The sequence below is a fragment of the Cognatitamlana onchidii genome (genome assembly GCF_004804355.1).
GTDB classification, from domain to species: Bacteria; Bacteroidota; Bacteroidia; order Flavobacteriales; family Flavobacteriaceae; genus Cognatitamlana; species Cognatitamlana onchidii.
On record NZ_SRWZ01000005.1, the window covers coordinates 42,827 to 66,355 of the forward strand.

At 33.6% G+C, this 23,529-nt stretch carries 23 protein-coding genes, 1 other RNA gene and 1 pseudogene; 12 read left to right on the plus strand and 13 right to left on the minus strand.

The annotated features are described in order from the left end of the window. The 4 genes from E5D58_RS10475 to typA all read right to left on the minus strand — a co-directional run bounded on the left by E5D58_RS10475 (position 1) and on the right by typA (position 6,488). The gene (locus tag E5D58_RS10475) at positions 1–1,608 is read right to left on the minus strand and encodes a phosphoethanolamine transferase (protein ID WP_136481819.1); all 1,608 of its coding nucleotides are present in this window, start codon (positions 1,606–1,608) and stop codon (positions 1–3) included. A 31-nt stretch (positions 1,609–1,639) separates the two neighbouring features. Then, a complete protein-coding gene (locus E5D58_RS10480) occupies positions 1,640–2,944 on the minus strand; it encodes an oligosaccharide flippase family protein (RefSeq protein ID WP_136481820.1) in 1,305 nt (434 codons plus the stop codon). Between the two features lie 36 nt (positions 2,945–2,980). After that, positions 2,981–4,288 (minus strand): O-antigen translocase, encoded by a 1,308-nt coding sequence (locus E5D58_RS10485; RefSeq protein WP_136481821.1) that lies wholly within the window; start codon positions 4,286–4,288, stop codon positions 2,981–2,983. Positions 4,289–4,688: 400 nt separating this feature from the next. Continuing rightward, positions 4,689–6,488, minus strand: a complete 1,800-nt coding sequence (gene typA / locus E5D58_RS10495; protein WP_136481823.1) for a translational GTPase TypA — start codon at positions 6,486–6,488, stop codon at positions 4,689–4,691. Positions 6,489–6,749: 261 nt separating this feature from the next. Here typA and kdsA point away from each other — a divergent pair, with 261 nt between their 5' ends. Next, positions 6,750–7,568, plus strand: coding sequence for a 3-deoxy-8-phosphooctulonate synthase (kdsA, locus tag E5D58_RS10500; protein ID WP_136482021.1), 819 nt, complete (start codon positions 6,750–6,752; stop codon positions 7,566–7,568). 4 nt (positions 7,569–7,572) lie between these two features. Here kdsA and E5D58_RS10505 read toward each other — a convergent pair whose 3' ends face one another. Further along, positions 7,573–7,950, minus strand: a complete 378-nt coding sequence (locus E5D58_RS10505) for a DUF1801 domain-containing protein (protein ID WP_136481824.1) — start codon at positions 7,948–7,950, stop codon at positions 7,573–7,575. Positions 7,951–8,059: 109 nt separating this feature from the next. Between E5D58_RS10505 and E5D58_RS10510 the strand changes: the two genes are divergently transcribed. Then, entirely contained in the window at positions 8,060–8,902 is an 843-nt protein-coding gene (locus tag E5D58_RS10510) for a hypothetical protein (RefSeq protein WP_136481825.1), read from the plus strand. A 5-nt stretch (positions 8,903–8,907) separates the two neighbouring features. On the opposite strand, the gene E5D58_RS10515 is transcribed toward E5D58_RS10510, so the two are convergent. Continuing rightward, entirely contained in the window at positions 8,908–10,116 is a 1,209-nt protein-coding gene (locus tag E5D58_RS10515; RefSeq protein WP_136481826.1) for an NAD(P)-dependent oxidoreductase, read from the minus strand. A 16-nt stretch (positions 10,117–10,132) separates the two neighbouring features. Then, complete coding sequence (locus E5D58_RS10520; RefSeq protein ID WP_136481827.1) at positions 10,133–10,567, minus strand: DUF1801 domain-containing protein; 435 nt, start codon at positions 10,565–10,567, stop codon at positions 10,133–10,135. A gap of 233 nt (positions 10,568–10,800) precedes the next feature. Here E5D58_RS10520 and ssrA point away from each other — a divergent pair. Then, positions 10,801–11,197: a transfer-messenger RNA gene (ssrA, locus tag E5D58_RS10525) on the plus strand. Between the two features lie 47 nt (positions 11,198–11,244). After that, positions 11,245–11,601, plus strand: a complete 357-nt coding sequence (locus tag E5D58_RS10530; RefSeq protein ID WP_136481828.1) for a hypothetical protein — start codon at positions 11,245–11,247, stop codon at positions 11,599–11,601. 2 nt (positions 11,602–11,603) lie between these two features. On the opposite strand, the gene E5D58_RS10535 is transcribed toward E5D58_RS10530, so the two are convergent. From E5D58_RS10535 to E5D58_RS10560, 6 genes are all read right to left on the minus strand, one after another. Continuing rightward, positions 11,604–13,280, minus strand: coding sequence for a coiled-coil domain-containing protein (locus E5D58_RS10535; RefSeq protein WP_136481829.1), 1,677 nt, complete (start codon positions 13,278–13,280; stop codon positions 11,604–11,606). Between the two features lie 203 nt (positions 13,281–13,483). Next, positions 13,484–13,753: a hypothetical protein gene (locus tag E5D58_RS10540; protein WP_136481830.1), complete on the minus strand. Its 270-nt coding sequence runs from the start codon at positions 13,751–13,753 to the stop codon at positions 13,484–13,486. 218 nt (positions 13,754–13,971) lie between these two features. Then, on the minus strand, positions 13,972–14,301 hold the full coding sequence (locus E5D58_RS10545; protein ID WP_168796673.1) for a rhodanese-like domain-containing protein: 330 nt from the start codon (positions 14,299–14,301) through the stop codon (positions 13,972–13,974). An 81-nt stretch (positions 14,302–14,382) separates the two neighbouring features. Beyond that, on the minus strand, positions 14,383–14,700 hold the full coding sequence (locus E5D58_RS10550) for a rhodanese-like domain-containing protein (protein ID WP_136481832.1): 318 nt from the start codon (positions 14,698–14,700) through the stop codon (positions 14,383–14,385). Positions 14,701–14,810: 110 nt separating this feature from the next. After that, on the minus strand, positions 14,811–15,416 hold the full coding sequence (locus E5D58_RS10555; RefSeq protein WP_136481833.1) for a thioredoxin family protein: 606 nt from the start codon (positions 15,414–15,416) through the stop codon (positions 14,811–14,813). A 5-nt stretch (positions 15,417–15,421) separates the two neighbouring features. Next, positions 15,422–15,964 (minus strand): TlpA disulfide reductase family protein, encoded by a 543-nt coding sequence (locus E5D58_RS10560; protein WP_136481834.1) that lies wholly within the window; start codon positions 15,962–15,964, stop codon positions 15,422–15,424. A 286-nt stretch (positions 15,965–16,250) separates the two neighbouring features. Between E5D58_RS10560 and E5D58_RS10565 the strand changes: the two genes are divergently transcribed. The 8 genes and pseudogenes from E5D58_RS10565 to E5D58_RS10595 all read left to right on the plus strand — a co-directional run bounded on the left by E5D58_RS10565 (position 16,251) and on the right by E5D58_RS10595 (position 23,517). Next, on the plus strand, positions 16,251–17,657 hold the full coding sequence (locus tag E5D58_RS10565; RefSeq protein WP_136481835.1) for an anthranilate synthase component I family protein: 1,407 nt from the start codon (positions 16,251–16,253) through the stop codon (positions 17,655–17,657). A gap of 2 nt (positions 17,658–17,659) precedes the next feature. Continuing rightward, entirely contained in the window at positions 17,660–18,226 is a 567-nt protein-coding gene (locus E5D58_RS10570; protein WP_136481836.1) for an anthranilate synthase component II, read from the plus strand. A 60-nt stretch (positions 18,227–18,286) separates the two neighbouring features. Continuing rightward, on the plus strand, positions 18,287–19,282 hold the full coding sequence (trpD, locus tag E5D58_RS10575; protein ID WP_136481837.1) for an anthranilate phosphoribosyltransferase: 996 nt from the start codon (positions 18,287–18,289) through the stop codon (positions 19,280–19,282). Further along, a complete protein-coding gene (trpC, locus tag E5D58_RS10580; protein ID WP_136481838.1) occupies positions 19,279–20,064 on the plus strand; it encodes an indole-3-glycerol phosphate synthase TrpC in 786 nt (261 codons plus the stop codon). The genes trpD and trpC overlap by 4 nt, the downstream gene beginning before the upstream one ends. 17 nt (positions 20,065–20,081) lie before the next feature. Continuing rightward, positions 20,082–20,669: pseudogene (locus E5D58_RS15200) on the plus strand (phosphoribosylanthranilate isomerase); the annotation flags it as partial. Positions 20,670–20,702: 33 nt separating this feature from the next. Then, positions 20,703–21,884: a tryptophan synthase subunit beta gene (gene trpB / locus E5D58_RS10585; RefSeq protein WP_317129282.1), complete on the plus strand. Its 1,182-nt coding sequence runs from the start codon at positions 20,703–20,705 to the stop codon at positions 21,882–21,884. 114 nt (positions 21,885–21,998) lie between these two features. Then, complete coding sequence (trpA, locus tag E5D58_RS10590) at positions 21,999–22,763, plus strand: tryptophan synthase subunit alpha (protein WP_136482022.1); 765 nt, start codon at positions 21,999–22,001, stop codon at positions 22,761–22,763. 22 nt (positions 22,764–22,785) lie between these two features. Beyond that, the gene (locus tag E5D58_RS10595) at positions 22,786–23,517 is read left to right on the plus strand and encodes an SIMPL domain-containing protein (protein ID WP_136481840.1); all 732 of its coding nucleotides are present in this window, start codon (positions 22,786–22,788) and stop codon (positions 23,515–23,517) included. The last annotated feature ends 12 nt before the right edge of the window (positions 23,518–23,529 follow it).

Consider the following 23,529-nt stretch of genomic DNA (forward strand, 5'->3'; position numbering starts at 1 on the left):
TTAGTCAAAATAAGTATCAAAATCTATACTATCTTTAATAAACCGTGTTCTATCTTTAAATTTTGAATTAAAAATACTTCTAGAAAGGTCTATCTCGTCACTCGATACATTGCATAAATCGGCAATTGTGTGTATCATATCGTCTATCATATATTTTCTTTTAGAATTATCTATTAACTGCCTATTAGCTTGATAGTTTTCACTACTCCATAAAAACAATGGTATTTTAAACATATTCTTAGTCACCATTTGATCAACAGAATGACCAAAAAAATCAATATCATCGTAAACTTCTTGTCCGTGATCTGAAAAATAGAGCATGAAACTTTTTACTTGTTGTTTCCTAGTCTTTACTATCACTTCATTAAGAATGCTATCTGTATATCTCATAACATTATCATAAGCATTTATAGTTTCGTATACCTCCTGTCTTTCAAACTTGGTCTTAGGTTTTGTTCTAAAATATTTAAATTTAGGAGGAAAACGCTTCTCGTAAGCAAAATGAGCCCCAATCATATGCATAAAAACAACCTTCTTATTTCCTTCCTCCAATAGAACAGAATCAAGCTCATCGAGCAATAATTCATCATAAGGCGTACGCTCGCTTGTATGATTTACGTTAAGAAATTTAATAACATCTGCGCCTTTCGCTATTTTCGTTATGTGGGTATCTGAAATACCTACTGGTCTTTGATTAGAAATCCAATACGTTTTAAATCCTGCTTGATTTAATAATTGCAATATTGATCCCTTTGATTGGGCTAATGGGTTTTCGTAATTCCCTAAAGTTAAAGCTTTAGATAAAGAGCCAATAGTATAAGCATGTGGGCTAATAGCATCCTCGATTATACATAATTCATTTTTAATTTTGTTCAGTAAAGGGGTGGTTTCTCTATAATATTCACTGTGTAAATTAAAATGTAATTCACTCGTTGATTCTCCTAATACTATAACATATAACTCCTTGTTCTTATCTGTTCCTAAATGCTTTACATTATTGAAACTGCCAAATGGGTTTTCCTCACCATATAGCTTTAACCTCTGTATCTCCTTATAGTAGGAAATAGGTGTTCTAATTACTAAATATGGTACATTGTACATGATAAGCTTTGTTATTTTTAAAAAAGCCATAATTAGAAAAACAGTCAATATTAAAACCACTTTTCTATTTATAGATTGTTTTAGAGCTATTGTATACCTAGAAATGAGAACTAAACCTATACTATTTGCGAAAACTAATATTATGAGTAATATTAAAATAGGTTTGTTAAAATAAGACGATAAGAACTCACTAGACTCTGCCATATTTGTTTCTAAAATCACAAAAATTGCTGAATCATTTAAAACACCTTTAAAATGATAATTGTAAAAGCTTTCGAAGAACAAGCTTAAATTAAAAATAGTGAAAGCAACAAAGAAATACCATTTCCTATATTGTTGTCTACCAAAAAATAATGATAGAATGATAATGACTATTAAAAAAAGTAGGTTTTCAATAAGATTAAAGCTTCTGTTAAAAGTAAAATCGTCTGTAATAATCTCAAAAAGAAAAACAATCAAAACTGGTACTAAAAAAATCGTACTAATTTTTATATTTTTTTTGAACATATTATTATTTCGCCTTTTATAATGAATAGCCTTAAATTTTCAAGAATGTCGTTACACGTTTAGTAAATAGTTTCTTTCTAAAATAACCAAGCAACAATAAAAAATACAAAAAATAGGTTAAAAAATAAGCGAAAGCCCCTCCTTCCAAACCTATCCTTTCAATAAAAAACATAGAAGAAACATACAACACAGCTGCAAGAAACATATCTGTAATAATATATCCTTTTATGTCACGTGTTGCAAAAAAATTGGCCGCAATAACCAGTCCTAAAACTCTAAACAAATCTCCTATTTCATGCCATTTGAATAAAATGGTGGTCGTCATAAACTCTTCAGAGTAAAAGGCTAAGACAATATATTTTCTTAAAAAAAAAAGAATGAATAACCCCAAAATGAAAACAGGTATTATTGACCCATAAAAACTTAAAACTGCGCTTTTTAAACTTTTTTTTCCACTGGATAACTCTGGTAGAACAGATAACACGACTAAGGAAGATGCAAAAAACAAATAATTATCTGATATCCGTTTCATTGCTTCCCAGTATCCGGCAGCATCCTCACCCAAGTAATCAATAATTTCAGTTCTTATTAAAATAGATATGAACGGAAATAGGCACAACGAAATTATGGTCATTAATGCATAACCAGATAACTTTTTAAATACTTCTATTGAAAACTTTGGGATTCTTAAAAGCTGAAACAAAGTTGCCCTTGGCTTAAAAACTAAAATAGCAATTGATTGGGTAATAAAAAAAAAAACAATCCCTAATAATGCTCCAGCAACACCAAAATAATAAGTGAAAATTATAATACATATTGCATTAAATATGCTGACACTTGCATTAATCTTAACAATAGAACTAGTATAACCTAACCCATTAATAAAAGATATATAAAACCCCGTAAAAACACTTAGTGGGATACCAAGAGCCAAGATTTTAATTACAAAAACAAAATCGTAATTTGGGAATAAGGCCCCGTTAATAGCTTTAGAAAAAGAAAACAAGATAATAGCCATAACTAAACTTATTACAGTTCCTATAATTATTAACGTATCTACTAAAGCTTGTCTATTCTTTTTTTCATTTTTAAACTTCGCTGAATAATTAATTATGCCTTTTTGTAAACCTAAGGACGATACATTTACCGTCATAAAAAAAAACTCCCGAAACACCCCACATACAGCCAAACCTGCGGGACCAATAAAATAAGCTAAGGCTTTAGAAGATATTAAACCAGCAATAAATTTTATAAAGAGCGAAAAAGAATTAAAAACACCTATCTTCAATAAGTTATTATCAACAATATTTTTAAACTTTTTAAAATAATTATTCACCTAAATAGTTTTTACATTTTTGAACATATTCCATTCCTAATCTTCCAAAACTCCTTTATCTAGATTAAACACAGAACTTCCAAAAATAAATAAAATGATAGCGTAATACATACTATAGCTAACTAAGTGCGCAACTACTGCTCCTTTAACACCTTCATACATATCAATAAAATAAATACTTGATATATATATCATAACAATGAGAAAAGCTTCTGTTAAAACATAGTGCCAAAACATTTTTTTCGCTAAAAACTGATAGGCTATAACTATAGACAAGACTTTAACAAAGTCACCCATTAGTTGCCATAAGAACAACTCTTCTATAACACTAAACTCTTCCGAAAAAATCAATAGAATTATATAGTCCCTTAGAATATATATTAAAACCAAACCAACAAATAAAATAGGTAAGACAGTTTTGTAAAAACTAATCACTTCCTTTTTAAACTCTCGTACATCGGTAATTTCAGAAAACCTTGGGAGCAAATAAAAAACTATTAAAGAGCTAACAAGCATTAAATAATATTTTGAAACCCTAGTCATAGCCTCCCAAAAACCGGCTTCTTTATAACCAATATTATCAATAATATGTGACCTAATCGCTAAATAAACTAAAGGTAGCAAAACTGCAGTAAAAAGAGCCATTAAAGCATAAGGCCCTAGTTTTTTTAAGTAGCTAGTATCTACATTAGCAACCCTTATATATGACACCAAACTTCTTCGATTAATAATCCCCACAAGGGTAATTAAAAATATTAATGATTCTGCTATAACCACAGATATTAAGGCCCCGTCAATCTTATTTTGATATATTAATAAGAGGGCAATGGAAACACTAAGAATCTGACCTATTATATTGATTATTATCAATATTTTATACTTTGAAAACCCATTCATAATGGAAAAGGAAAACATATTTAAAGCATAAAATGGTAGAACAATAGCGAATATTCGAATTACGTAAGCGTAATCGTTATAGGTTGGAAAAATAATATCGTTTATCCATTCTGACTTAAAATAACAGAAAAATGACACGAGAACCGTAAGTATAAAACCAATATAATAAGCTGTTGATAAGGTTTTGCTCAGCTTTAAAGTATCCTCTTTTATCTCGGACACCAATTTAACGACACCTTTGTAAAACCCGCCAGTTGCAACCGTTTGAAATGCATTTACAAAATTTTGTAAATTTCCTATCAGAGCAAGTCCCTCGGCTCCAATAAATATAGCAATAGCTTTTGAAGTTAAAAGCCCACCTATGATTCTAGTTAACACAGAAGCCATTTGTAGTGAGGCGATTCTAACTAAAACCTTATTATTTATGTAATCTAGTAGTTTTCTCAATTAATTAGAAGGTTCTTTATTTAATTGGGCTATTATGAAAGACAATCTTTTTAACGCATAAAAGAACAAAATATTCTTTGCTTAAAAAAAGAAAACATTCAATAAATACAAATAACGCAGCTTAATTACACCTTACAACGTAATTCCATACCGGTAAATAAAACTATGTTTTCTTAAAAAGAACATAGTACAAATTGACACATAAAATTGCCGTATTTGTTAAGACTATGGGTAATGAGATGGGGTTCAATAAAAAGCCATAAAACACAAATAGTAAACAGCCCAAGCTATTTACTATTCTTAATGTTTTTATTGATTTCATTAAAAACGAAATCACTACTGTAAACATGGCTATATAACCTAACCACTCTGTTTGTGAAATTCCGAAGAATTCCATAAACTAAATTGATTTGTTTCGTTTCCGTTCTACTTCTGTTAAGAAAATTTTTCTTAATCTTAAGTGATTTGGAGTTACCTCAACATATTCATCTTTTTGAATGTACTCCAATGCTTCTTCCAATGAAAACTTAATCGCTGGAACAATTTTAGCCTTATCATCGGCACCAGCTGAACGTACGTTACTCAACTTTTTCGTTTTAGTAACATTTACCGTCATATCATCACCCCGCGAATTCTCACCAATTACCTGACCTTCGTAAATCTCTTCTCCTGGGTCGATAAAAAACTTACCTCTATCTTGCAATTTATCAATTGAATAAGGAATGGCCGTGCCTTTTTCCATAGAAACCAATGATCCGTTTTGACGTTCTGGAATTCCGCCTTTTAATGGCTGATATTCTTTAAAACGATGCGCCATAATAGCCTCTCCAGCAGTAGCGGTTAATAATTGATTACGAAGTCCTATTATACCTCTTGAAGGCACTATAAACTCACAGACCATCCTATCTCCCTTTGCCTCCATGCTTAGCATTTCACCTTTTCTTAAAGTTACCATTTCAATAGCTTTACCTGAAACTTCCTCTGGTAAATCAATGGTCATTTCTTCTACTGGTTCACACTTTACACCATCGACTTCTTTTATAATAACCTGTGGCTGACCAATTTGCAATTCGTAACCTTCTCTTCTCATGGTTTCAATTAAAACCGATAGGTGAAGCACTCCACGCCCAAAGACCATAAATTTATCTGCACTATCTGTTTCTTCAACTCTCAGCGCCAAGTTCTTTTCTAACTCTTTAGTAAGGCGTTCCTTAATATGGCGAGAGGTAACATATTTACCATCTTTCCCAAAAAATGGCGAATCATTAATAGTAAATAGCATACTCATGGTTGGTTCGTCAATGGCAATCGTTTTTAAACCTTCTGGATTTTCTCCATCTGCAACCGTATCACCAATTTCAAAACCTTCTAACCCCACAATAGCACAAATATCTCCGGCCAATACCTCTTCAACTTTCTTCCGTCCTAAACCTTCAAAAGTATGTAATTCCTTTATCTTAGATTTTACAATACTACCATCGCGTTTCACAAGCGATATATTTTGCCCTACTTTAAGCTCTCCTCGTGTTAGGCGTCCTATGGCAATACGTCCGGTAAAGGATGAAAAATCTAAAGACGTAATTAACATTTGGGTTGTTCCTTTTTCAATTTTTGGTTCTGGAATATGATCTATTACCATATCCAACAGGGGCTCTATATTTTCGGTTTGCTTCTGCCAATCATCGCTCATCCAGTTGTTCTTTGCGGAACCATAAACTGTTGGAAAATCCAATTGCCATTCTTCAGCACCTAATTCAAACATTAAATCAAACACCTTTTCATGAACCTCATCAGGCGTACAATTTTCCTTATCTACCTTATTAACAACAACACAGGGTTTTAAACCTAGATCAATAGCTTTTTGAAGCACAAAACGTGTTTGAGGCATAGGGCCTTCAAAGGCATCAACCAATAATAAAACACCATCAGCCATATTTAGCACACGTTCTACTTCGCCTCCAAAATCGGCATGACCGGGCGTATCGATAATATTGATTTTGGTCTCTTTATAGGTTACAGAAACATTTTTAGACGTAATTGTTATACCTCTTTCTCTTTCTAAGTCATTATTATCTAGAATTAAATCTCCTGTATTTTCGTTTTCACGGAATAATTGACAATGGTACATGATTTTATCAACCAAAGTAGTTTTACCATGATCTACGTGAGCAATAATTGCAATGTTTTTAATATTAGCCATAATGAGTGCCTTATTTTAAGCGTGCAAAGGTACTTATAATTAATGGATAAATAATACTATTATATAGTTTTACCGCACGAAGCTTGTTTAGGTTTCCTTTTTAAATTAAAGGTAAACATCCAATTCGTTCAATTTACTAATAAACAACAAGATACACATAAAAACACGCTATTATTCGTTAATCCATAAATTAGCAAAAGTTCTATGTTTGAAACTTCAGAATTGTATATTTGTCATCATAAATACAAAGACGCAGCAGATATGAATCTTCAAGAAATTCCTAAATTAAAACACATAAAGTCTAATAATTTCTTTTTATTATGCGGTCCATGTGCTATTGAAGGAGAAGACATGGCGCTTCGAATTGCCGAAAAAGTAGTAGCTATAACCGATAAATTGGAAATTCCTTATATTTTCAAAGGGAGTTTCAAAAAAGCTAATCGAAGTAGAATTGATAGTTTCACAGGTATTGGAGACGAAAAAGCTTTAAAAATTTTAAAAAAAGTTTCCGATACTTTTCACATTCCAACTGTTACCGACATCCATGAGGTAAGTGATGCCGAAAAAGCTGCGGAATACGTGGATGTTTTGCAGATTCCTGCGTTTTTGGTTCGTCAAACAGACTTGGTGGTTGCTGCCGCTAAAACAGGTAAAGTTGTTAACTTAAAAAAAGGCCAGTTTATGAGTCCTGAAGCTATGAAGCACGCTGTACAAAAGGTTAAAGATGCAGGAAGCAACAAAGCTTGGATTACAGATAGAGGCACTATGTTTGGTTATCAAGATATGATTGTTGATTTTAGAGGTATTCCTACCATGCGAGCATTTGCTCCAACAGTGCTAGATGTTACACACTCCTTACAACAACCTAATCAATCTGCTGGTGTTACTGGTGGTAGACCAGATATGATTGAAACCATTGCCCGTGCAGGTATTGTAAATAATGTTGACGGCTTATTTATTGAAACTCATTTTGACCCCGCTAATGCGAAAAGTGATGGAGCCAATATGCTCCATTTAGACAACCTAGAACAGTTACTGGCGAATTTAACAGCCATTAGAAAAACCATCAAAAGTCTTTAAATATTTAAATAAACCAAGCCTTTTTACTTTCTCTTAATCGACTGGCAGCAGCACGTAATAATTCAACAAAGTTGTCATGATCTAAATCTTCAATAGTCTTTAATTGAATTGATCTTACCTGCTTCCTGTTATTATCATTTTTTAATATCGAAAAGTCTTTTTCTAACAAAACACCTTGAACAAAAGCTACGTCTACAAAGTCTTTTCCTTTTAAGATGTTTATATATAGTAAAGGTTTTTTACCAATATTATAAAAGGGAATTTTATAACTATACCGTTCTGAAATATCTGGGATGGTACTTAGAACAATACCTCTTACATATAACATTATAGACCGATAGGGTTCTTTTTGGTTGATAAAGTATTCGTCTACTGGTTTCATTAACTCTAAATATAATTAAGTATAAAATTAGTTGATTGTTTTGTAACACTTATTATCCTGTTTCAAAAAAAAAATTTATACCTTTATATATAACCAAACTAGAACCAAAATGACTAATAATTTTAGAAGCAAAGGACTTGGTTACTTTATTTTATTAATGATAACCTTATTTGGGACCGCAAAAGTATTTGCTCAAAGTTACGAAACTAAGGAAGGGGACTCTATTAATCCAAGACTTTATGTAACTGCGGGGTACTATTTTCCTTCTATTAACACATCCCTTAGAATAGATGGCAGACTTGGCTTAGGAACCGAAATAGGTCTTGAAGACTTGGGGCTAGAGGAAGACAAGAGTGTTTTTAAATTAGGAACTGTGTTGCGTGTATCACCTAAATCGCAATTAGCTATCGCTTATACAAGTATAAACAGAGATGCCAGCGCTGTTCTTGAAAGAGACATTGTAATTGGAAATACTACGTTTGAAGCAGGATCGGGTTTGGGTTTTGAATTTAATGTAGATTATTACGCTTTAACTTGGCGCTACTCCTTTTTTAATGAAAAAAACTGGAATGCAGGTCTTTCCTTAGGAGCTAGAGCTGTATCCATAAAAACAGGATTCAGAGCTCGAGTAAATGATAGGCTATTTAACGAAAATACGTCGGTAACCGCGCCTGCAATACTTTTTGGAGTTCATGGAGGGGCTTACTTAACGCCTAAGCTTTTAGCAAGATATTCGTTAGAGTATTTTTACCTTAGTGTTAATGGTATTGATATTAGTGTGATTGAATCCAACGCTTCGGTCGAATATTTTTTCTTTAAAAAATTTGGACTTGGACTTGCTTATTCCACGAATGATTATTTAGTTAGGGATGTGCCCATAGGCGAGGATTTTAGTGGTAAAATTGATTTTAATTTTGGAGGCTTCAATTTATTCCTTTCCGCAAGGTTTTGAGTTACTTATTCAATACCATCTACATAGTCCTGTAAATACCTGAAACTCGGAGTCAACTTCCCATTTTCAGTTATTTTCGCACGCGCTAAAACCCCATGTTCATCGCCATTAAAAAACGCAGGGATTACATGTTCTAAAAACATGTCACCAAAACCTTCACTAGCATCTTGAGGCAATTCACATGGTAAATTATCAACCGCCATAACTGTGATAGCTTTTTCATTCCTATAGTCAGTTTCTGATTCTGTTTCGGGATCATATCCATAAATAGGGTCTGCTATTGTTGAAGCCCTTAATGTGGTAGCCACAGGTCCGTCTACATCACAGCTAATATCTGCAACAACTTGTATATTAAAATCAGAAGATTTAACATCTTCTCGGGTATATAAATATGGTGATCCATCTCCATAAAAATGACCTGCAATGTAATAATCGGTTACCCTAGCAAATCTCATAAAATTAGATTCGTACTTCTCTGGATGATTAAAAAAATCGAAAACATCGGTGACTACTTTACCATCTAATCGCTTATTATATTCTAAAACATCTATTTTACAATATACTGGCTGATCGAAATTCTTACTTAAATACGCTTCAACTGAAACTGATTTAATTGCCATAGCATCGAGCATTTCTTGAGCGCCATTGGATACTTTTCCACTACCTGTTAGGAGAATTTTGATATTGGGGAGTTTTATTTTATTTAACTCATCTATTAAAGCATCTTGATTGGGTAAGGGTCCTGCTTTGGGTAATTCCCAAGATCTAAACTTTAAACCCCAAGCCCTAAATCCATTATAGGCGCCAACGATTCCTGCATATCTACCAAACCCTATAAGTCGAAACCCTTTGTCGTTTACTATAGTTTCATGATCGTATAATTCTATATTCTTTTTTAAAACAGCTTGTAATAATTTCCTATTGTAAGGTTGCTTTTTTATAGTATGCGAGAAGAAAAAATACTTTTTGTTCGGGATAAGGTTCTCAATTGGCACTTCTTTTACTCCCAACATAACATCACAATCAGATACATTATGCACCACATCAAACCCTTTATTTTGATATTGTTCATCATCAAAAACTCGTATATCGGATGATTCCACAACAAAATCTGCCATGGGAAATTTTTCCTTGGCCTCGGCTAACTTTTCTGGTGAAAAAACGACGCGGCGGTCTGGTGGATTTTTACATTCTTTTATAATGGCAAATTTCATGGTATTAAATTTTCATTTATGCGCCTAACAAAGGCAAGTGTTTTATTTTATGATAAGTTAGAGCCATTTTAATACAATGCTTTACTGCTCTTTTGGGTAAGCTGTCATTGTATTTAAAAATTATAGCTCTATTTCCTTCAAAGCTTAACTCACTCTTGTAAATAACTTTAAAAGTTGAAACTAATCTGGATGAGCATTGAAAATATAAGGCATACTGATTGGGGGTTTTTGGTTTCCAATCCATTCTAATAGTACTTCCATACTTAGCTAAATAACTTGGTTCTCCCCATTTTAGTGTTTCTTCTAACTTATTTAGACCATCAATTTCGGACGCTGCTTCCAATACCAAGTCTCTTAAATTAAGCATGAGGGGTTTTACAGCTCTGGGGTAATTATTAAAAACCTCCTTAACTTTTGGCTGTGTAACTAATTCAAAATTTCTGTTTTTCATGATATGACTACCAGATGGAATAAGTTTTGCTCTAATTTACTTGGATTTGGCAGGATTAGCAAAGTTTTTGGTAAATTTGCCTTCCGCGTTAGGGATTGAAGCGGCATCCTTTTGCTTTTTTACAAAAGATATAGCGTAAAGCCCGACGTACTTTTGCCTTAAAAAGCAAATGTGCGGAACGCCTAAATGATAATTACAGTTTTTTAACAACGTTACTGCCTTGGCAGTAAATAGGGGTCGACTGGTTTTGACAGCGAGATTAATTGAACGGTAAGCACGTGGTGTAATGATTTTGAAACACCTAAAAGGCTAAATCAAACTTTAAACGGCGAAAATAATTACGCTTTAGCTGCTTAATAACTGAATTATAGTAAGTTCAAGCCCCGGCACACAAGGTGTGCAAGCTAAATGTCTCCAGAAAGCCTTGGTTAGTGGCGTTCTTTTTAGAGGCATCGTAAATATTAACTAAGATAGTGTAGCGCTTTGATACACCTTCGAGATTTAGAAGCTAAGTTGTAAGTGGGTTGTCTTTAACCAGCTTACAATCGAAAACCCAAGAATAGACTAAACGTGTAGAAAGCCCTTTGGTTACTTGTTTGGACGAGAGTTCGATTCTCTCCGACTCCACTTAAACGCCTCATAAATACCCCTTTGTGAGGCTTTTAATTTTTATTTGAATGACCATAGAAAATTTAATTGGCAATTACCGTTTGAGTGGCACCAACCAAGATAACAGTGGAAACACCTATACTGGTACGCTTAAATTAAGTATAGATTCAAATAATAGAATTTTGGCTGAATGGATTATAAATAAAGAACAAAAACAAAAAGGAATAGGCTTTTTTAAGGATGATATCTTGGTGATTAATTTTAGTTATTGGGGTGAAGACAGATTAAAGTATTATGGTGTTGTTGTTTACAGGTGTCTAAACAATAATATTCTAGACGGATTTTGGTCTGAAGATTTAGGCGATCCTAACTTTTTGGGAACTGAAAGATGTTTTAAAGCTGATAGTTTTCAATTACTAGACTAATACTATTCTTCTAGGCACTTAAGTTTATCAATGAAAAAAGTTTTATACATAATTTCAGTTATTTCTAATCGACCTTTGGTTCCTCGAAGAATAATTGACTTTATTGGCGAACTACTCAAAATATTTCTTTGTGATTGGGATAAATTACCTTTAAACAGATACTCACCACATTCCATATCCCAAGAGTGGTAAAAAGATACTTTTTGTCCACTCTCAAGTTTAACTTTTACCGATGAGCGGTTATGTGAAAAATAGCTAACACATCCCAAATCGACTTGCGCACTTACAAAAATATTGGTTTTTCTTCCCTGCATATATAACTCCATAGAAAGCGACTCTGCCACTTCGTAAGGTTCTGTGCGAATTGTTTTAACGTTATAAAAAGGATCAAATTCGTTAATACTAAAATGACAAGTATTTCTATACTCCAAAGAATAAACTTCCTCCTTAACTTTTTCGGGTGTTATAGCAGGGGCTCTTTTAGTTTCAAATTCTTTGGCAATGGAGTCTTTAAGAAATTGCTCCCTTTTTAACAATTCTTCTTTGAAACTTCGAGCAATTGAATCCTTAATAATTTGTTCTCTGAAACCTTGTAGGTTTCTTATACTTTTAGCAATAGAATCTCTAATGAATAGTTCATTTTCCTCTTTTTGCTTTTCTTGTATTTTTGTCATTGAATCCTTTACAAATTGGACGCGTATATTACGTTTCTTTCTTGCTGCATGAGCTATGGAATCATAAACAAATTGCACTCTATTAGCCTTTTTATTTAAGGTTTCTTGCCTTATAGAATCTCTAACAAATTGCTCTCGTATAGCTCCTGCGTTAGCCTCAACCTTAGCCAAAGAGTCCTTTACAAATTGTGTTCGTAGTGCCTTTTGCTCTGCTACCTCATTAGCTATAGAATCTCTAACAAATTGCTCTCGTATAGCTCGTGCGTTAGCCTCAACCTTAGCCAAAGAGTCCTTTACAAATTGTGTTCGTAGTGCTTTTTGCTCTGCTACCTCATTAGCTATAGAATCTCTAATAAACTGCGCTCGAATAGCTCGTGCTCTAGACTCAACCTCAGCCAAGGAATCCTTTACAAATTGTGTTCGTAGTGCCTTTTGCTTTGCTACTTCATTAGCAATAGAATCTCTAACATATTGTTCGCGAATAACTCTTTTCCTTTCTTCAATCTCGGCAATGGAGTCTATAATAAACTTCACTCTTAACGCCTTTCGTTTTGCTACTTCTTTAGCTATAGAGTCCCTAACAAATTGTTCTCGAATAGCTTTCAATTTCGCTTCGGCATGAGCGACAGAATCTTTTACAAATTTGACTCTTAATGCCTTTTGTTTCTCAACTTCTTTTGCTAGTTCAATTTGACGAATTTTATCAATTCGCATTTCTTTATCTGCAATAGCTTTTGCTCTTTGCTTTTCCTGATAAGCATAATAGAGATCCATGATTTCTTCAGTAACCTCAAGGTCCTCAAGAGTAACTATTCCAACATAATCTTGATACTTTACCTGATAGTTATCTCGACCAATATAGCTTAGGACTACACATGTTTCTGCTTCATTAAATTCTGCAATTGGTTCTATTAACTCATTTGATTGAACATCTATTTTTTTGAATAAACTACCATCAAAAGAAAACTGCGCAGTGATTCCTTCTTCTTGAGAAAAAACTGGCAATGAAATTAAAATAACTATTATGTATTTAATGTATTTAATGTATTTAATAGCTTAAGACATTGATATTTCGATAAATAAACCCGTGTATAGTTTCGCAAATTAAAATAAATGAAACAAGAAATCATAAAATATATTAAAATAAAAAAGTCTGTATATACTAATATACAGACTCAAATGTTATTTAAAAGCTTAGGCTTCGTCTATTAACTCACCTTTTGCTGTTCTTTCATTTTTTCCAATAATTGCAACTCATGCTGAATTTGAGCCTTTCTTTCGTTAAACTTTCTCACTTTTTCATCAATTATTTTTTGATGTTTTAATCGTCTTTCACGAATTGACGCCTCCTTTTCCAATTGCCTATTTTTTTCTCTTTTCATTGCCATTTTTTCTCTGGCAACTGAATAATAAGAGAACCCATACATGCTTATAAACAATAAGGCTATAATCCCCAATATTACGTACCCGTTATCCATTTGTGCTATTAATTATAAAATCAGTGTTAGATTTATTAAATATTCAATTTTTATACAAATTTTTATTAAAGATATAATAAATGACTATTAAGGATGAAATAAAAAAGGTGAATTACAAAAAAACTAGTTAAATGATTACATAATGCTATTTCAACTAGTATTCTCTAGTAGTTTATTATATGTTCCTAGTTAATTACGACACCTAAAACGACACTTTATCAGAATGGACTAGTACTCTTTAGAACAGGCAGATCTTTTTCTATCCAATTTAAAAAGCCACCGTGAAGATTATAAATTTGCTTGAATCCAACTTCCTTAAAATGAACAATACTTTTATCACTTCGTTTTCCAGAACGACAATAAATACCAATTGGCTTTAAGGAATCTAATCCTTTTACCAAGTCTTTAAAATTATCAGAGTAATAATCGATATTAATCGCATTAGGAATATGTCCATTATTAAATTCTTCTAACGTTCTTACGTCAATTATTACTACGCTATCTGAATCTATAAAAGCACAAAATTTTTCAGGTTGAAGATGCTTCACTCCTTTCTGAACCACATTTTGATTACAACAAACAAAGAGAAGAATTATGGCACCGAAAATTAGTTTTGCTTTCAATTACCTCTATTCTAAGTCAACAACATCGCCAGTCCAATCCAACATACCACCTTCTAGGTTATAGGCGTTTTCGAAACCCAGTTGTTCCATAATCTTACAAGCCTGCCCACTTCTGTTACCAGATCTGCAATACACATAATAATTCTTTTCTTTATCTAAATCTTCTAGATCACTTATAAATTCCTGACCTTTATAAATATCTAAATGAATAGCATTAGGAATAATACCATCGGCTACTTCTGCGTCTGTTCTAACATCTAGTATTATAGCGTTTTCATCCTTTGCTAATTGTTCAGCCCATTCTTCTTGAGTTAAATCTTCCATATATTGATTAATCTTTTTTAGAGAATCACAAAATTAAGATATCTGAGACTATAGACGAAAAAAAAACCAAAGTATTACACCTTGGTTTTAAGTAAATTATTTTCTTTATGCTATACTTTTATTGAGCAACCAATTGCCTTAGTTTCTGTTTCCTTAACCGATTCTCCCTTCAATAAAGCGTCGACGGCATTTTCAACATATTTTGTAGTAACTGCAGTAGCATCTTTATAATTATTATCTATAGCGCCAATATACTTTACCACATTTCCTTTGTCAGTTTTTTGAAGCACAAACATATGCGGGGTTTTTGTTGCACCAAATTTTGGGTAAACACTTTGATCTGCATCAATTAAATACGGAAAAGTGAAGTCCTTCTCCTCTGCTCTCTTTTTCATTTCTGGTAGCGCATCACCAGGTTTTACTTTAACATTATTAGGCATTATGGCAATAACAGGATAGCCTTTCGATTCGTATTTGTTGTTTAAAGCAATTATTCGGTCTTCATACATCACCGCATAAGGACACGTATTACAGGTAAATGTCACAATAAAACCCTTGGCATCTTGGTAATCGGACAAGGAAACCATTTTCCCATCTATATTTTTTAGCTTAAAATCTTCGGCCACGTCACCAACCTTATAACCATTACCCACTGTAAATGCTGTAATAAAAATTATTGCAAGGAACAATGACATTAATGTGATAGTTTTTTTCATAATGTTTAATTTAAAAATTTTTTTACTTCATTTTCTAGTTCCTCATAAGTGAAGGACTGTTCATAGAATTGACTTCTATCCTTATTATAGATAATGGTAGCCGGAATTGAACCCGACCAGTTACTATCTACCCTTGGAATCCAAGAGTTCATATCAACATCGTCTAGAGCTATAACCTTAGACATTAACTTTTTCTCTTTAATAAAGGGCTTTAACTTTTTCTCATATAAATGCGGAAAATCAAGACTTACAAGCATAACCTCAACATTAGCAACTGCATATTGTTTATTCAACATTTCAAAATAAGGTAACTCTTTTACACAGGGTGCACACCACGTGGCCCAGAAATTAATTACATGGACTTTATCATCTTTTAAACTTAAAAACTTCTTGAATCCCTTAAAGTCATAGACTTCTAGTTCTATTTTTGATGCTTCAGCAGTCTTCTTGCTTTCAAATGATTGACTAGGTTCTGCCTGAGCCTTCTCTTTATTTTTACCACAGCTTGCCATTAAAAGAATGGCAACAAATAACGCTTTTAACTTCATATGCATAAAACTAATTAATAGTTCTTTGTATATCTGGCAGTTTAACAAACTTTTATGGAAAAATTGTTTTAAAGTTTTGGGGAATTATATTTTCATTTCTATATTTGGAGCACAAAAAATAATATGAAATCAATTTTAAATAATACATGGTGGTGGTGCTTTCGAAACTAAAATTCGTGAAGTAAAACCCTAGTATATTTAAACTTAAAATATCGAAAAGGCTTGTCATTCACGACAAGCCTTTTTCTTTGAATTCTGAGATTGCTCAGAATCTAAACAACAAAAAATGAAAAAATTTAGTCTTTATACGCATCACAAACGCATTTTAACAGATACCATTACACCCGTAACTGTATATTATAAAATACGTGATAAATACCCGAATAGTATTTTATTAGAAAGTGGTGACTACCATAGAAACCATAAAAATTTCTCATATATCTGTTTTAACCCAATAGCCTCTATAAAAATAGAAAATGAAGTTATTTCGCAAACCTTTCCTGATGGAAGCGAAACAACTCTAGAGATTACTAATGATGTAAATGTGGTTGATGAAGTTTACAACTTTACAAAGCGATTTAACACCGAATCAGAAGAAAACTTCAAGTTTATTAACAACGGCATTTTTGGATATACAGCCTATGATGCTGTGAGGTATTTTGAAGACATTGAGATTGGTAAAAAAGACGATTCGGTTGTTATTCCAGATATGTATTATGCAGTTTATCAAAATATAATTGCTATCAATCATTTTAAAAACGAAGCCTATATTTTTGCACACTGTTTTAAAGGTATAGACAATAATATTGATGAAATTGATAGACTCATTAACGTTCAAAAATTTGCTTCCTACAAATTCAATACCAAAGGAGATATAAAATCTAATCTAACAGATAATGAATTTAAAGAACATGTTGAATTAGCGAAAAAACATTGCCAGCGAGGGGATGTTTTTCAGTTGGTTTTATCGAGACGCTTTTCACAAGAATTTACTGGTGATGATTTTAACATCTATAGGGCCCTAAGAAGCATCAACCCATCTCCATACCTGTTTTATTTCGATTATGGCGACTTTAAAATATTTGGAAGCTCTCCAGAAGCTCAATTAATTGTTACAGAAGGTTTAGCCGAAATACATCCCATTGCTGGTACTTTTAAACGTACCGGCGATGAGCAAAAAGATGAGGCCTTGGCAGAAAAACTTAAGAACGACGACAAGGAAAATGCAGAACACGTTATGTTAGTGGATCTTGCACGAAATGACTTAAGCCGTCATGGAAATCAAGTAAAAGTAGAAACTTATAGAGAAGTCCAGTTTTTTTCTCATGTTATCCATTTAGTGAGTAAAGTAACAGGACAAAAATACGATACAACCTCAACCATGCAAGTAGTTGCCGACACCTTTCCTGCTGGAACATTAAGCGGTGCCCCAAAACATAGAGCCATGCAACTTATAGAGGATTACGAAAAAACAAGTAGAGGTTATTATGGCGGAGCGATAGGCTTTATGGATTTTGAAGGCAACTTTAATCATGCCATTATGATACGCACATTTTTAAGCAAGGATTACAGACTTAACTGGCAAGCGGGTGCTGGTCTAGTTTCAAAATCAAATAAAGAAGACGAGCTGCAAGAAGTATATAATAAGTTAGGGGCATTAACAAAAGCTATTGAATTAGCGGAAGATATTTAAATATGAAGAAGGTATTAGTTATAGATAATTACGACAGTTTTACATACAATCTTGTACACTATTTAGAAGATTTAAACTGTGATGTAACCGTTGTGAGAAACGATAAATTAACACTTGAAGATGTTGAACCTTTTGATAAAATTGTGTTATCCCCGGGCCCTGGAATTCCAGATGAAGCTGGCCTGTTAAAACCCATTATCAAAAAATACGCATCCACTAAAAGCATTTTTGGGGTTTGCCTTGGGCAACAAGCAATAGGCGAAGTATTTGGTGGATTTCTAGATAATTTAGAGGATGTTTATCATGGTGTTGCAACGAACGTAACCATAAGTGTAGACGATGAATATATATTTAACGGTTTAGATAAAAATATTGAAGTAGGACGTTACCACTCTTGGGTTGTTAGTGCTAATTTACCAGATAGCTTGGAAGCTACTTCGTTTGATGCAAACGGACAAATTATGTCTTTAAGGCATAAAGAATATGATGTGAGAGGTGTGCAATACCACCCAGAGTCTGTATTAACACCAGACGGTAAGAAAATTTTAGAAAATTGGGTAAATAATTAGTAATTAGCCTGTCGTCTCCAGCCATTAGCTAAAAACATATAGCCAAAAGCCCATAAAAAAATGAAAGACATACTTAATAGACTAATCAACCACGAAACCATCTCAACAGAAGAAGCAAAACAGGTTATTGTTAATATATCCAACGACATGTATAACCCAAGCCAAATTGCATGTTTTCTATCGGTTTATATGATGCGCAGTATAACTATTGAAGAACTTACTGGTTTTAGAAATGCGCTTTTAGAACTGTGTGTTCCAGTAAATTTGAAAGACTTTAATGCTATTGATATTGTTGGTACTGGCGGTGATGGTAAAAACACCTTCAATATTTCAACGCTGTCCTCATTCATTACGGCTGGTGCTGGTGTTAACGTTTCAAAGCATGGTAACTATGGGGTGTCATCAACTTCAGGGTCATCTAATGTTATGGAGAATCTGGGTGTTAAATTTTCCAATGATGAAGATTTTTTAAAACGTTGCTTAGATCATGCTGGCATATGCATATTGCATGCTCCACTTTTTCATCCTGCCATGAAAAATGTGGCTCCAATTAGAAAAGAGCTAGGTGTTAAAACGTTTTTCAATATGCTAGGCCCTCTAGTTAACCCGTCATTTCCTAAGAATCATGTTCTTGGTGTTTTTAATTTAGAAGTTTTAAGGCTTTATAGTTTTATACACCAAAATTCCGGGCATAACTACAATATAGTTTATGCCTTAGATGGATATGATGAAATTTCCCTAACAGGTAAAGCTAAAATTGTATCCAATCATACTGAAAAATTATTCTCTCCAGAAGACTTAGGAGTCTCAAAAATAAAACAAGAAGCTATTTTTGGAGGTGATACTATTAACGATGCAGTAAAAATATTTGAGAATATTATTCGTGGCGAAGGGACAGTTGCGCAAAACAATGTGGTATGTGCCAACGCCGGGTTAGCCATTGCCACAAGTAAGCAAATTACGCATCAAGAAGGTTTTGAAATGGCTAAAGAATCTTTGTTTTCTGGAAAAGCCAAAGCAAGTTTAGATAAATTGATTGAGTTAAGTAAATCATGAATATTTTAGATAAAATAACATTAGATAAACGTAAAGAAGTAGCTCTTAAAAAGAGCATAATTCCTGTTTCGCAATTAGAGCAATCGGTTTTGTTTGAAAGACCAACGGTTTCACTTGCTAACAATTTACGTAATAGTAAATCAGGTATTATCGCAGAACACAAACGTAGGTCGCCTTCAAAATCAGTTATCAATAACACTTTAACCGTTCAAGACGTCTCTAAAGGTTATGAATCGGCTGGTGTTTGCGGCATGTCTGTATTAACAGATGGCAAGTACTTTGGAGGATCACTAGACGATTTATTAACAGCTAGGGCAAGTTGTAATTTACCGCTTCTAAGAAAAGAATTCATTATTGATTCATACCAAATACTAGAAGCCAAAGCTTATGGAGCCGATGTTATTTTGCTAATAGCTGCTATTTTATCAAGAGACGAAATCAAACAATTTTCTGAATTTGCTAAGAGTTTGAATTTAGATGTCCTGTTAGAAGTACATAATGAAGAAGAGTTACACAAGGCTGTTATGCCAAGCCTAGATATGTTAGGTGTAAACAATAGGAACTTAAAAACCTTTGAAGTGAGTTTAGAAACTAGCAAAGGTTTAAGCAATATCATTCCAAATGATTTTGTAAAAGTTTCGGAAAGTGGCATTAGTAACATAGAAGCAATAAAAGAATTACAACCTTACGGATACCAAGGGTTTTTAATTGGAGAAAACTTTATGAAGACTGATAATCCTGGCGAAAGTGCAGGTGCATTTATAAAAGAATTAGAGTTATGAAACTAAAAATATGTGGCATGAAATATCAAGATAATATCGAACAAGTTGCAGCCTTGCAACCCGATTATCTTGGATTTATTTTTTATAAAAAAACCCCTCGTCATTTCGATACTAAAATTCCAGAATTATCTGAAGATATTAAAAAAGTGGGGGTTTTTGTTAATGAGGAGGTTAGTACGGTTATAGAAAAAATCAATGAATTTAAATTAGACGCCGTACAACTTCATGGCGAAGAAGCCCCTTACTATTGCAGCATATTGCGCTCAACTCAACTACTGTCAAGACCTGTTGAAATCATTAAAGTATTTTCTATTAAAGATAACTTTAACTTTAATGTGCTTGAAGCTTATGAAAATGTTTGTGACTATTACCTATTTGATACCAAAGGCAAACTTCCTGGCGGCAACGGTTATAGATTTGATTGGAGTTTATTGAATAATTATCCCTCCCAGAAACCTTTCTTTTTAAGTGGAGGCATAGGACTAGACGAAGCAGAAGCTATTAAAACATTTAAAAATAGTGAGGTTTCAAAGTATTGTTATGCTATCGATGTAAATAGTAAATTTGAAAAAGAACCCGGATTAAAAAATGTTTCCATTTTAAGAGAATTCATTAATAAATTGAATGATAAAAAAACAATGAATTATAATGTAGACGAAAAAGGATACTATGGCGAGTTTGGAGGGGCTTTCATCCCTGAAATGCTATATCCTAATGTAGAAGAATTGCGCCAAAACTATCTTAAAGTTATGGCTGAACCAGATTTTCAAAAAGAGTTCAACCAACTATTAAAAGATTATGTTGGGCGTCCCTCTCCTTTGTATTTTGCAAAACGGCTTTCAGAAAAATATAATACCAAAATTTATCTGAAACGTGAAGATTTAAACCACACTGGCGCACATAAAATCAACAATACCATCGGACAAATTTTAATGGCAAAACGTTTAGGTAAGACTAGAATTATTGCCGAAACCGGCGCAGGGCAACACGGTGTAGCTACTGCTACGGTATGTGCTTTAATGGGATTAGAGTGTATTGTCTATATGGGTGAAATTGATATTGCCAGACAAGCACCAAACGTAGCAAGAATGAAAATGCTAGGTGCCACAGTAATACCTGCTTTGTCGGGAAGTCGCACCTTGAAAGATGCTACGAACGAAGCCATTCGAGATTGGATAAACAATCCTGTTAATACGCATTATATAATCGGTTCAGCTATTGGCCCGCATCCATATCCAGATATGGTTACGCGCTTTCAGTCGGTAGTTTCAGAAGAAATTAAATGGCAGTTAAAAGAACAGGAGGGGCGTGAAAACCCTGATTATGTTGTGGCCTGTATTGGTGGTGGAAGTAATGCCGCTGGTACGTATTATCATTATTTACATGAACCTGACGTTGGTATAATTGCTGTGGAAGCAGCTGGACTGGGTATTGATTCTGGAGAAAGTGCAGCAACATCTGTTTTAGGAAAAGAAGGTATTATTCATGGTTGCAAAACCCTATTGATGCAAACCAGCGACGGACAAATTACCGAGCCCTATTCTATTTCTGCTGGACTAGATTACCCAGGTGTAGGCCCAATGCATGCACATTTATGCAAAACGGGACGCGCCGAGTTTATATCTATTACAGACGATCAAGCCATGAAAGCCGGTTTAGAACTTTGTGAACTTGAAGGTATTATTCCTGCAATTGAAACCTCGCACGCTTTGGCTATTTTTAAACAAAGACCATTTAAACCAGACGACGTTGTAGTGATGAGTCTTTCTGGTCGTGGCGATAAAGATTTACAGAACTATATTGATTATTTTAAAATATAAATTGCGATTTACCATTGCGTTAGGGATTAAACGGTATGTTTGAGCTCCCCGACGCAGGAGGGTGCGAGTAGTGAAAGCCCGACCCTTGTGGTAACGCCAAAATTTAAAACCGAAATGAATCGCATTCAAAATAAATTACAACAAGACAAAAAACTATTGTCGATATATTTTACAGCAGGATACCCTAATCTGAACGACACTGTTTCCATTATTCAAGATTTGGAAAAAAATGGTGTTGATATGATTGAAATAGGTTTGCCTTTTAGCGACCCTTTAGCCGATGGCCCTACCATACAAGACAGCTCTACGGCCGCTTTAAAAAATGGCATGACTACTGAGGTCCTTTTCAATCAATTGAAAGACATTAGAAAAACGGTAAATATTCCGTTAATTATTATGGGATATTTTAACCCCATGTTTCAATATGGCGTTGAAGCCTTTTGTGCAAAATGTCAGGAACTTGGAATTGATGGGTTGATTATCCCTGATTTACCCGTAGATGTCTATCATGAACAATACCAAGCCATTTTTAAAAAATACGGTTTAATCAATGTGTTTTTAATAACACCACAAACCAGCGATGAGCGCATTCGCTATATCGATTCTGTCTCTAATGGTTTTATCTATATGGTTAGCAGCGCAAGCGTAACGGGCAGCCAGTCCGGTTTTGGTAACGTCCAAACACAATATTTTGAGCGTATATCAAATATGAATCTAAAAAACCCACAAATTGTAGGTTTTGGGATTTCTGATAAAACGACCTTCCAATCTGCAACTACCTATACCAAAGGAGCCATTATTGGTAGTGCCTTTATTAAGCACATAACCAACTCGGGAGTTAAAACTATTGATACGTTTGTAAAGCGCATCTTAAAATAACCAGTTTTAAAGCAAGCTAGTAATGAAAAAAAATCTTAACGCTGTACTGTTTTCCATCGCTATTGTAATAGCGTCTATCGTTCTTGCCAATGCCGTTATAAACAGAAACAAAAAAGATGGCACCATTTCGGTAACAGGTTTAGGGAAAAGCGATTTTACCTCGGATCTTATTGTTTGGGAAGCCCGATTCTTGCAGTCTAACAGAAATTTAAAGGAAGGCTACTCCAAATTACAGAAAGATCGAATTGTAATTTTAAATTATCTAAAAGCCAAAGGCTTACCAGATAGCGTTATTGTATTTAGTGCTGTAGAAACTCAAAAAAACACAAAACCTATTTATAGCGACAAAGGCAATTATTTAGGAGATGAATTTACGGGTTATACCTTAACTCAAACGGTTCAAATAGATTCGAAAGCGGTTGAAACCGTTGAAAAAATATCAAGAGAAGTTACCGACCTTCTTAACAAAGGTATACAGCTCTATTCAAACCCTCCAAGGTATTATTACACAAAACTTGAAGATTTAAAAATAGAGATGATTGCGCGTGCCACAGAAAACGCAAATCTGAGAGCTAAAAGAATAGCTGAAAACTCTGGAGCAAAATTGGAGGAACTTGTAAGTGCTAACATGGGGATTTTTCAAATAACGGGCCAGAATTCGAATGAGAATTATTCTTGGGGTGGTGTTTACAATACATCTTCCAAAGAAAAAACAGCTTCCATTACTATGAAGCTTATTTATAAAGTAGACTAGCAACTCTTTTAA